Below are 10,104 nucleotides of genomic sequence, written 5' to 3' on the forward strand. Positions count from 1 at the left end.
GCGGCCCGACCGTCGCGCCGGTGGCGCGTTCCCGGCGCGTTCGTGGCGCGCGAGCGCCGCACCGGTGGCGCGCTCCTGTCGCGCCGGCGGCGCGTCCGTGGCGCGTTCCCGGCGCGTTCCCGGCGCAAACCCGGCGCGTTCGCTCCGAAACCCCGCATTCGGGTCAACTTCGTCAACCGCCGCACCGCCGGCCGGGCCGGCCCCCTATCTTTTTCCGCAGAAATCTCTATGTGGCCCGCCGATCATGGCAACGCGACTTCCCGAAGCCCCCAAGGTGGGCATGGTGTCGCTCGGCTGTCCCAAGAACCTGGTCGACTCCGAGCGTATCCTGACCAAGCTCCGTTCCGACGGCTATGCCATGTCGGCCGACTATGCCGGCGCCGACGTGGTGCTGGTCAACACCTGCGGCTTCCTCGACAGCGCCAAGGAAGAGAGCCTCGAGGCGATCGGCGAGGCGATCGCGGAGAATGGCCGCGTCATCGTCACCGGCTGCATGGGCAAGGAAGCCGAGGTCATCCGCGCCCGCTTTCCCAATGTCTTGGCGGTCACGGGTGCGCATCAGTATGAAGAAGTCGTCGGTGCCGTGCACGACGCGGCGCCGATGCCGCCCAACGCCTTCCTCAACCTCGTCCCCGACAGCGGCCTCAAGCTCACTCCGCGCCATTACAGCTATCTGAAGATCTCGGAGGGCTGCAATCACCGCTGTTCCTTCTGCATCATCCCGGCGCTGCGCGGCGATCTCGTCAGCCGCCGTCCCGATGCGATCCTGCGCGAAGCGGAGAAGCTGGTCGAGGCGGGCACCAAGGAACTGCTGGTCATCAGCCAGGACACCTCGGCCTATGGCGTCGACATCCGCAAGGAACCGCGGATGTGGAAGGGGCAGGAAATCGTCCCCCACATGACCGATCTCGCCCGCGAGCTCGGCAGGATCGCGCCGTGGGTGCGTCTCCACTATGTCTATCCCTATCCCCATGTCGATCAGGTCATCCCGCTGATGGCCGAGGGGCTGATCCTCCCCTATCTCGACATCCCCTTCCAGCACGCCAGCCCCGCGGTCCTGCGCACCATGCGCCGTCCCGCGAACGAAGCGAAGGTGCTTGAGCGCCTGCGCAACTGGCGCAGCATCGCGCCGGACATCACGATCCGCTCGACCTTCGTCGTCGGCTTCCCCGGCGAGACCGAGGAAGATTTCCAGTATCTGCTGGACTGGCTCGACGAGGCCCAGCTCGACCGCGTCGGCGCCTTCCGCTTCGAGCCGGTCGAGGGCGCCGCGGCGAACGACCTGCCCGGCGCGGTGCCCGAGGCGGTCAAGGAAGAGCGCTACGCCCGCATTATGGAAAAGACCGCCGCGATCAGCGCCGCCAAGCTCAAGGCAAGGATCGGCCGCACGCTCGAGGTCATCGTCGATGAGGTCGACGGGGACGGCGCCAACGCCCGCTCCCAGGCCGACGCTCCCGAAATCGACGGCCAGGTCTTCCTGCGCGATGCTGGGCACCTCAAACAGGGCGACATTGTCCGCGTCGAGATCGAGGACGCCGACGATCACGACCTGTATGGCGTGCCGCTGGCTTGATGCTGTGCCGCGCCGCTCTCATCGCCGCCCTATGGCTGGCGCTGAGCGGCGCGCGGCAGGACGATGGCGTGCGCCACACGCCCGTCGATCCGCTGACGCTCGCCGACGACGATTTCGCTCGCCACCGCGATCCCGCCGAGTGGCGCGGCCTGTCGGTCAGCCAGATCGAATTCCGCGAGGAGCGCGGCGCCTGGCGTCTGTTCCGTATCGCCAACACACGTAAGCCCCGCGGCCCGCTCTGGTTCGTGCCGCACGACAATGAGAATGCAGGCTTCGAAGCCGCCCTCGCCGGGGTCCGCAAACATGGCGGCGTGGTGATCGCCGTCGACTCCGGCATCGCCGAGGATGGCCGCCGCCGCAACGCCGCGGTCGATCGCGGCCGCCCGATCGATCCCAACCGCAACTTCCGCGACGGCTATCCGCGCTACGCCCGCACCATCCTCGCCGACTATGCCCGCGGCGCCCGCCCGATCGTCGCCCTCCACACCAACTCGCCCGGCTTCGACACCGGCGCCTCCCGCTGCAACCAGTCCGATCGCCCGGGCCGCGGAGAGGTCTCGATCCGTTTCTGCGATGATGTGATGCAGCCGTACCCTTCACGGGGCCGCGCTTGGCCCTTCGACGATGACGACACCCTCGCCTATCTTCCCTGGCGCAGCGGCACCTCGCCCTCCACGGCGTGGTGCGGGCGGACATTGGCCAAAGCGGACTTCAATGTCGTGTTCGAGCGCGTCGCAGCGTCCGACGGTTCGCTCTCCAACTACGCGCTGCTCCACGGTCTCGATTATGTGAACTTCGAGACCCAGGAACGCGGCCTCGAGCCCGACGCGCTCGCCGAGAGCCGCAACCGCCTCACCGCGATGATCGACCACGCCCTCAACCTCTGTGTCCGCCGATAGCGCTTGGCGGCCATGCTTCAGGATGCTTACATCGCCGCAATGACCGACCTCTCCCCGCTGCTCCAGCCCGACCGCGGCCAGCCCGCGCGTACCATTCACGTCGTTCACCCCGACCACTGGGCCGAATGGCTCAAGGGCCAGCCGGCGCGCGTCCGCACCACGATCACCGCGAACAAGGTGACGGGCAAGGCCGGCAATCGCGCCGTGCTGCCGGGTGACAAGGATGAGGACTGGTCGATGCTGCTGGTCTGCGACGAGGCGGAGACCTCGCCCTTCCGCATCGCCTCTCTCGGCGAGCAGCTGCCCGAAGGCACCTATCGCCTCGCGGCGGGCGAGCCCGGCGCCGCAATGCTCGGCTGGGTGCTCGCGCAATATCGCTTCGATCGCTACCGCAAGGATGAGAACCCGATCGGTCCCCGCACCTTGCTCACCGGCGAGCCGGGCCGGATCGAGGAGACGCTGCGCCTGGCGGCTGCGACCTTCAAGGTGCGCGATCTGGTGAACACCCCCGCCGCCGACATGGGGCCGGCCCAGATCGAGGCGGAGGCAGCCGCGCTCGCCAAGGCCCATGGCGCCACCCTGACCGTCACCCGCGGCGATGCGCTCGAGCAGGGCTATCCGATGATCCACGCGGTTGGCATGGCCGCCGCGCGCGGGCGCGAGCCGCGTCTGATCGAGCTCGAATGGGGCGACCCCAAGCATCCCCGCATCGCGCTGATCGGCAAGGGCGTGTGCTTCGATACCGGCGGGCTCGACCTCAAGCCCTCGGCCGGCATGCGCCTGATGAAGAAGGATATGGGCGGCGCCGCGCATGCGCTGGCGCTTGCCGGCGTCGTCATGGCCCAGCGCCTGCCCGTCCGCCTCCATCTCCTTATCCCCGCGGTCGAGAATGCCGTCGCGGGCAACGCCTTCCGCCCCGGCGACGTGCTCAGGACGAGGCTGGGACTGACGGTCGAGAACACCAACACCGATGCCGAAGGCCGGCTGATCCTCGGCGACGCGCTGGCCAGGGCGGTCGAAGGCAAGCCAGAGCTGATCCTCGACTTCGCGACCCTCACCGGCGCAGCGCGCGTCGCGCTCGGCCCGGAGTTGCCCGCGCTGTTCGCCAACACCGATGCGCTCGCCCACGACCTGCTCGACCACGGCATCGCGCAGAACGACCCGTTGTGGCAGCTCCCGCTATGGGACGGCTATGACGAGATGCTGAAATCCGACATCGCCGACTTGGTCAACGCCCCCGACGGCCCCTTCGCCGGGCCGATCACCGCCGCCTTGTTCCTCCGTCGCTTCGTGCCCAAGGAGATCGCCTGGGCGCATCTCGACCTGTTCGCCTGGCGCCCGACGGCCAAACCCGGCCGTCCGAAGGGCGGCGACGCGATGAGCCTGCGGGCAGCCTGGGCCACGCTGAAGGCGCGCTACGCCGGCTAGGGCGGATCGACATCTATCCTCCCCCGCCAGGGGGAGGTGGCGCGCGCAGCGCGGCGGAGGGGGAGGAAGCGAACCGTCAGCGCTCTGGAATCCGCCCCTCCGTCAGCCTGCGGCTGACACCTCCTCCTGGCTGGGGAGGATTGAGCACGAAATGCCGGTCCGTCCTAGGCGATATGATCCATCCCGGGCGCATCGACGGTCACCCAGCCGAACTTGCGCTCCTCATAGACCGAGTAGTTCGGCGTCCCGAATGCATGCGGATCGGCAAAGGCGCCGAGCGCGACGGCGATCAGCTCCGGCTCGCTGTCGGCGCTGTACCATACCGTCGATCCGCAGGCGGTGCAGAAGCGGAAGCTGGCGACACTGCCTTCCTCGCCCCGCCGCTGCCAGACAGCCGTCTCGCCTGAGGTAACGACGTCTGCCGCAACGAAGCGTGCCTGCGCCGCAAACGCGCTGCCGCTCCGCCGCTGGCATGCCAGGCAATGGCATACCGAAATCCGGACCGGCTCACCCGCACATGCCGCCGTCACCGCGCCGCATTGGCAACTCGCTACCCGCATCGCCTTCTCCCATCGCCGTGCCCACCCTAGCTGCGAACCCGGCCGCATGCCATTACCCGGCTCGACTTCCCCGTAACGGAACGCCAAGAAGGCAGCATGACGAAGCTTCGCAACGGCGGCCGTATCCTGGTCGACAACCTCGTGGCCCAGGGCTGCGATCGCATCTTCCACGTTCCCGGCGAAAGCTTCCTCGCGGTGCTCGACGCGCTGCACGATATGCCTGAAGTCGACCTCGTCACCTGCCGGCAGGAGGGCGGCGCCGCGTTCATGGCCTGCGCGGACGGCACGATGACCGGCAAGCCCGGCGTGTGCTTCGTCACCCGTGGCCCGGGCGCGACCAATGCCAGCATCGGCGTCCATGTCGCGATGCAGGATTCGCAGCCGATGCTGCTGTTCATCGGCGATGTCGATCGCTCGATGCGCGACCGCGAGGGATTCCAGGAGGTCGATTTCCCGGCGATGTTCGCCCCGCTCGCCAAATGGGCGACGCGGATCGAGGATGCGCGCCGCATCCCCGAGTACATCGCCCGCGCCTGGAACGTCGCGATCAGCGGGCGGCCGGGGCCGGTGGTGATCGCCCTGCCCGAGGACATGCTGCTCGATGAGGTCGAGGCGATGGATAGGCCAGGTCTTGAGGGAGCGTGGCGCAGTGCCGACTATATTGGCGTCGAGAGCATCCTCTCCGAACTGCGCGAAGCTGAACGCCCGATCGCGATCGTCGGAGGTGCCGGATGGACGCCGGATGCCGGCCGCGACTTCGCCGCGTTCGCCGAAGCGATCGGCCTTCCTGTAGCAGCGGCATTTCGCCGACAGGATGCCATCTCAAATCAGTCGCCGGTTTGGGCGGGTAATCTGGGTTATGGGCCGAATCCCAAGTTGGTTGGCCGAATCAAGGATGCCGATCTGCTCTTGGTCGTCGGCGCGCGCCTCGGTGAAGCGACGACCGATGGCTATTCTCTGGTTACACCCGATCATCCGGGCCAGAAGCTGATCCATATCCATCCAGATCCCAATGAGCTCAACCGCGTCTATCGCACTGATGTAGCACTGTGTGCGCCCTGCGGTGCCTTTGCTGAAGCAGCGCGTCATTGCGTCACCGATTCCCATGACGACGAGCCGTTGCCGACCTTCGCCGGAGCCGAAGCCCATGCCGAATGGCTCGATTGGTCCACGCCCAAGCCACGCGAAGGCGTCACTCTCGACCTCGGCCAATGCGTCGCCGCGATGCGCGAGCGGCTGGGTCCGGACGATGCGATCATCTGCAACGGCGCGGGCAATTTCTCGGCTTGGTGGCACCGCTACTGGCACTATGGCGCCCAGCCGTCACAGCTCGCGCCCACCGCCGGCGCGATGGGTTACGGCACCCCCGCCGCGGTCGCCGCCGCGCTGCGCCGCAAGGACAAGCTCGCCGTCGCGCTCGCCGGTGATGGCGACTTCATGATGAACGGGCAGGAGCTGGCGACGGCGATCCAGCATGACGCGAACATGCTGGTGCTTGTGATCGACAACCGCGCCTATGGCACGATCCGCATGCACCAGGAGCGCGAATTCCCCGCGCGTCTTTCGGGCACCATGTTGCACAATCCCGATTTCGCCGCGCTCGCACGCGCCTATGGCTGCTGGGCCGAAACCGTCGAGCGCACCGCGGAGTTCGCGCCCGCGCTCGATCGCGCGCTCGGGCAGACCGGAGTCCGCCTGCTCCATCTCAAGACCGATGTGGAATTCATCACCCCCGGCACCACGATCACCGCGATCCGGGGATAAGGGGAAGTCAGGCCGCGACCAGCGCCCGCTTCTCGGACATTGCCGCGGTGATAGCCTCGCCCGCCCAGCGCTCGCACAGCCCGACAGAGCGCGCGAACGCCTTGACGAAACCCTTGGCGTAAATGCGGCCGGGGATGATGTCGAACCGCTCGTCCTCGATCGCGTGCAGGTAACGGATCGGCACGCGCGTCTGCGCCGCGACTTCCTCGATCGTCATCTCGCGCTCGAGGCGCGCCTGCGCGAGCACATGGCCAAGGCTGCCGCGCGGTTCGACGCGCCATTCACCTTGGGCGAAGGGAAGAACTGGATGTTCGGCTACGGCGTTGATCACGAGTCGAGCCCCCCGGATGGCTGACTTGCGCCGGGAAAAGCCCGGCCCGAGACAGGATATTGCACAACGAAAGTTAACGAGTCGAATCCGCCCATCCATGAAAAAGGGCCGTTTCCCGCAGGAAACGGCCCTAACCGGCCATTAATGCCGATTCATGTCAGATATCGTCGCCTAGCGCGCCCTTGACCTTGCCGGCGAATTGCTGCGCCTTTCCCTTCGCTTCCTGCCGGTCGCCCCCGGCACGGGTTTCGGGATCCTTGCTCTGCTGCTTGGCCTTGCCGATCGCCTCGTTGACGTTGCCTTTGATCTTGTCGACGAGTTCGCCCATGATGGCCTCCTGTGATTGGTTGGTTTCGGATCATCCAACCGATGGGGGGTATGACGGTTCCGGAGAGGCGCCAGAGCGTGGCGGACATGCGGCATGCCTGACCGCATCGCGGAGCTGTATCAGCGGCATGCGCACGCATTCGATGCCGCGCGCCGCCGCAGCTTTCCGGAACGTCTCTGGCTCGACCGCTTCATCCGCCATCTTCCAGTGGACGGTGCAGTGCTCGATCTCGGCTGCGGCGGCGGCGAACCCGTCGCGCGCTACATCATCGATCGCGGCTTTCACCTCACCGGCATCGATATCGCCCCCACGATGCTCCAGCTCGCCCGCACGCGCTTCCCGCGCCACCGCTGGATCGAGGCGGACATGCGCAGGTTCGGCGCGGAATCGAGCGCCTATGACGGCATCGTCGCATGGAGCAGCCTGTTCCATCTCGACGTGGAGTGGCAGGCGAAGCTGATCCCGCGCATCGCCGTGTGGCTGAAGCACGGCGGCGTCGCACTGTTCAACACCGGCCCCGCGCGCGGCACCGCCATCGGCGAACTGGAAGACGAGGAACTGTTCCACGCCAGTCTCGCTCCCGCCGAATATCGCGCCATCTTCGCCAGCGCCGGCCTCGCGGTGATCGCGCACCGCATCGAGGATCCCGATTGCGGGGGCATGACTGTCTGGCTGATTGGGAAGGTCTAGATCAGCCCGGCCAGCGGGCTTGACGGATCGGCATAGCGCCGCTTGCCCATCCGCCCCGACAGATAGGCCAGCCGCCCGCTCTCGACTGCCAGGCGCATCGCCCGCGCCATCAGGATCGGCTCCTTGGCCTCGGCGATCGCGGTGTTCATCAGCACGCCCTCGCAGCCCAGCTCCATCGCCACCGCCGCGTCGCTCGCCGTGCCGACGCCGGCATCGACCAGCACCGGCACGCTCGCGCCCTCGACGATCAGCCGGATGGTGACGAGATTCTGGATGCCGAGGCCGGATCCGATCGGCGCACCGAGCGGCATGATCGCCACCGCGCCGGCATCCTCCAGCCGCTTCGCCGCGATCGGATCGTCGACGCAATAGACCATCGGCTTGAAGCCCTCATTGGCGAGGATCTCGGTCGCACGCAGCGTCTCAACCATGTCGGGGTACAGCGTCTTCGCCTCGCCCAGCACCTCGAGCTTCACCAGCTCCCAGCCCCCCGCCTCCCGCGCCAGCCGCAGCGTGCGGATCGCGCTCTCGGCGTCGAAACAGCCCGCGGTGTTGGGCAGATAGGTGATCTTCTTCGGATCGATGAAATCGGTCAGCATCGGCGCCTTGGGGTCGCTCACGTTCACCCGGCGCACCGCGACGGTCACGATCTCCGCGCCCGAAGCCTCGACCGCCGCCGCGTTCTGCTCGAAATCCTTGTACTTGCCGGTCCCGACGATCAGCCGGGAGCGGAAGGTCTTGCCCGCGACCGTCCAGCTGTCGTCGCTCAGCGCCGCCGCGTGATCGCCCCCACCGACGAAGTGCACGATCTCGATCTCGTCGCCATCCTCGACCAGCACCTGCGCCAGCGTCGATCGCGGCACCACCTCCAGATTGCGCTCGACCGCCACCTTCTCGGGCGCCAGGCCCAGCTCGCCTGCGAGCTGCGCAAGGCTGATCCCGCCCGCGACGCGGCGATGATCGCCATTGACCGTGATCGTGATGGTGCCGTCGCTGTGAGTCTGCATGCTGGTCCTTTCGCTCGGCGGCGATATAGGAGTTTCCGCGCAACGCTCAAACGGGGAGTCGGACTTGGCCGATACGATCTATGTCCTCAACGGCCCGAACCTGAACCTGCTCGGCACGCGCGAGCCGGAAATCTACGGCTCGGACACGCTCGACGATATCGCGGGCCAGCTCGAGGACCGCGCCCGCGAACTGAACCTCACGATCGACATGCGCCAGTCGAATCACGAAGGACACCTCGTCGACTGGATGCACGAGGCGCAAGCGCGCGGGGCGAAGGCCGTGCTGCTCAACGCCGGCGCCTACACGCACACATCGATCGCGCTGCACGATTGCATCAAGTCGATCCGCACCCCGGTGATCGAAGTCCATTTGTCGAACCCGCATGCACGTGAGGAATTCCGGCATCTGAGCTATGTCGGCCGTGCCGCCAAGGGAACGATCGCCGGGTTCGGCGCGCTTTCCTACCTGCTTGCGCTTGAAGCCGCCGACCGTCTCTGAAGCCAGGCCCCGTTTGCAAGCGGGTCCATCTTCACTAAGAGGCGCGTTTCCAAGCGGACCTAGATAAATTAAGGGGTCCGCTCTGATTTTCGAGGTCGCATGAGCGAAGAGAATAAAAAGAACATGCACGTGGATATCGAGCTGGTGCGCCAGCTGGCCGCGGTGCTCGACGAAACCAACCTGACCGAGATCGAGGTCGAGGACGGCGACCGCAAGGTCCGCGTCGCGCGCAAGGTCAGCGCCGCGCCGGTCGCCTATGCCGCGCCTGCGCCGGTCGCCGCCGCACCGGCGGCCGCTGCGCCCGCGTCGATGCCGTCCGATCCAGCTTCGATCACCCCGGCGCATGAGAATGCGGTCAAGTCGCCGATGGTCGGCACCGCCTATCTCGCGGCCGAGCCGGGCGCCAAGCCGTTCATCACGGTGGGCAGCCAGGTCAAGGCGGGCGACACGCTGATCATCGTCGAGGCTATGAAGGTGATGAACCCGATCGCCGCGCCGCACGGCGGGACGGTCAAGGCGATCCTGATCGAGAACGGCCAGCCGGTCGAGTTCGACCAGCCGCTCGTGGTCGTCGAGTAAGCCACGTTGATATTGAGCCGTACCAGCCCGCTCCCCCACCCTGCCACCCAGCGACAGCATCATATGGGTGACCGGGTGGGGGAGCGGGCTGGTACCGCCTAGGATTCAAAAATGCCCGAGATCAAGAAGCTCCTGATCGCCAATCGCGGCGAGATCGCTTTGCGCATCCATCGCGCATGCCATGAAATGGGGATCAAGACAGTCGCGGTCCATTCGACCGCCGACGCCGACGCGATGCATGTCCGCCTGGCGGACGAAGCGGTGTGCATCGGCCCGCCGCCGGCCAAGGACAGCTATCTCAACATCGCCAACATCATATCCGCGGCGGAGATCACCCATGCCGACGCGGTCCACCCCGGCTATGGCTTTCTCTCTGAAAACGCCCAGTTCGCGGAGATCGTCGAGAGTCACAATCTGATCTGGGTCGGGCCCAAGCCCGAGCATAT

General features: G+C 66.9%; 12 protein-coding genes. 8 read left to right on the plus strand and 4 right to left on the minus strand.

Going from position 1 to position 10,104, the window contains the following annotated elements:
• Positions 1-244: 244 nt before the first annotated feature.
• From rimO to VGD28_RS08660, 3 genes are read left to right on the plus strand one after another with little or no spacing between them, the layout of a single operon-like run.
• Entirely contained in the window at positions 245-1,573 is a 1,329-nt protein-coding gene (gene rimO / locus VGD28_RS08650; protein ID WP_331027934.1) for a 30S ribosomal protein S12 methylthiotransferase RimO, read from the plus strand.
• Positions 1,573-2,472, plus strand: coding sequence for a hypothetical protein (locus VGD28_RS08655; RefSeq protein WP_331027935.1), 900 nt, complete (start codon positions 1,573-1,575; stop codon positions 2,470-2,472). The genes rimO and VGD28_RS08655 overlap by 1 nt, the downstream gene beginning before the upstream one ends.
• Before the next feature lie 39 nt (positions 2,473-2,511).
• Entirely contained in the window at positions 2,512-3,900 is a 1,389-nt protein-coding gene (locus VGD28_RS08660) for a leucyl aminopeptidase family protein (protein ID WP_331027936.1), read from the plus strand.
• Between the two features lie 164 nt (positions 3,901-4,064).
• Here the strand turns inward: VGD28_RS08660 and VGD28_RS08665 are convergent, their stop codons facing one another.
• Positions 4,065-4,460, minus strand: a complete 396-nt coding sequence (locus tag VGD28_RS08665) for a GFA family protein (protein WP_331027937.1) — start codon at positions 4,458-4,460, stop codon at positions 4,065-4,067.
• Between the two features lie 96 nt (positions 4,461-4,556).
• Between VGD28_RS08665 and VGD28_RS08670 the strand changes: the two genes are divergently transcribed.
• Positions 4,557-6,224 (plus strand): thiamine pyrophosphate-binding protein, encoded by a 1,668-nt coding sequence (locus VGD28_RS08670; protein WP_331027938.1) that lies wholly within the window; start codon positions 4,557-4,559, stop codon positions 6,222-6,224.
• Between the two features lie 7 nt (positions 6,225-6,231).
• Here VGD28_RS08670 and VGD28_RS08675 read toward each other — a convergent pair whose 3' ends face one another.
• Both VGD28_RS08675 and VGD28_RS08680 read right to left on the minus strand, forming a co-directional pair.
• A complete protein-coding gene (locus VGD28_RS08675; RefSeq protein ID WP_331027939.1) occupies positions 6,232-6,555 on the minus strand; it encodes a helix-turn-helix domain-containing protein in 324 nt (107 codons plus the stop codon).
• Between the two features lie 157 nt (positions 6,556-6,712).
• Positions 6,713-6,883, minus strand: coding sequence for a CsbD family protein (locus tag VGD28_RS08680; protein ID WP_331027940.1), 171 nt, complete (start codon positions 6,881-6,883; stop codon positions 6,713-6,715).
• 93 nt (positions 6,884-6,976) lie between these two features.
• Between VGD28_RS08680 and VGD28_RS08685 the strand changes: the two genes are divergently transcribed.
• The gene (locus VGD28_RS08685; RefSeq protein ID WP_331027941.1) at positions 6,977-7,573 is read left to right on the plus strand and encodes a class I SAM-dependent methyltransferase; all 597 of its coding nucleotides are present in this window, start codon (positions 6,977-6,979) and stop codon (positions 7,571-7,573) included.
• Here VGD28_RS08685 and thiS read toward each other — a convergent pair.
• Positions 7,570-8,580 (minus strand): sulfur carrier protein ThiS, encoded by a 1,011-nt coding sequence (gene thiS / locus VGD28_RS08690; RefSeq protein WP_331027942.1) that lies wholly within the window; start codon positions 8,578-8,580, stop codon positions 7,570-7,572. The two genes, VGD28_RS08685 and thiS, sit on opposite strands and share 4 nt — an antisense overlap.
• A 64-nt stretch (positions 8,581-8,644) precedes the next feature.
• On the opposite strand from thiS, the gene aroQ reads away from it, so the two are divergent.
• The 3 genes from aroQ to VGD28_RS08705 all read left to right on the plus strand — a co-directional run.
• Complete coding sequence (aroQ, locus tag VGD28_RS08695) at positions 8,645-9,079, plus strand: type II 3-dehydroquinate dehydratase (RefSeq protein WP_331027943.1); 435 nt, start codon at positions 8,645-8,647, stop codon at positions 9,077-9,079.
• A 99-nt stretch (positions 9,080-9,178) separates the two neighbouring features.
• Complete coding sequence (gene accB / locus VGD28_RS08700; protein WP_331027944.1) at positions 9,179-9,658, plus strand: acetyl-CoA carboxylase biotin carboxyl carrier protein; 480 nt, start codon at positions 9,179-9,181, stop codon at positions 9,656-9,658.
• A 111-nt stretch (positions 9,659-9,769) separates the two neighbouring features.
• On the plus strand, positions 9,770-10,104 hold a 335-nt coding region (locus VGD28_RS08705; RefSeq protein WP_331027945.1), incomplete at its 3' end, for a biotin carboxylase N-terminal domain-containing protein.

Source organism: Sphingomonas sp., assembly GCF_036402235.1.
GTDB lineage: Bacteria > Pseudomonadota > Alphaproteobacteria > Sphingomonadales > Sphingomonadaceae > Sphingomonas.

Excerpts from the sequence above, each read along its gene's own strand:
- rimO (WP_331027934.1), top strand. The coding sequence starts at position 245 with ATGGCAACGCGACTTCCCGAAGCCCCCAAGGTGGGCATGGTGTCGCTC.
- VGD28_RS08655 (WP_331027935.1), top strand. The coding sequence starts at position 1,573 with ATGCTGTGCCGCGCCGCTCTCATCGCCGCCCTATGGCTGGCGCTGAGC.
- VGD28_RS08660 (WP_331027936.1), top strand. The coding sequence starts at position 2,512 with ATGACCGACCTCTCCCCGCTGCTCCAGCCCGACCGCGGCCAGCCCGCG.
- VGD28_RS08665 (WP_331027937.1), bottom strand. The coding sequence starts at position 4,460 with ATGCGGGTAGCGAGTTGCCAATGCGGCGCGGTGACGGCGGCATGTGCG.
- VGD28_RS08670 (WP_331027938.1), top strand. The coding sequence starts at position 4,557 with ATGACGAAGCTTCGCAACGGCGGCCGTATCCTGGTCGACAACCTCGTG.
- VGD28_RS08680 (WP_331027940.1), bottom strand. The coding sequence starts at position 6,883 with ATGGGCGAACTCGTCGACAAGATCAAAGGCAACGTCAACGAGGCGATC.
- VGD28_RS08685 (WP_331027941.1), top strand. The coding sequence starts at position 6,977 with ATGCCTGACCGCATCGCGGAGCTGTATCAGCGGCATGCGCACGCATTC.
- thiS (WP_331027942.1), bottom strand. The coding sequence starts at position 8,580 with ATGCAGACTCACAGCGACGGCACCATCACGATCACGGTCAATGGCGAT.
- accB (WP_331027944.1), top strand. The coding sequence starts at position 9,179 with ATGAGCGAAGAGAATAAAAAGAACATGCACGTGGATATCGAGCTGGTG.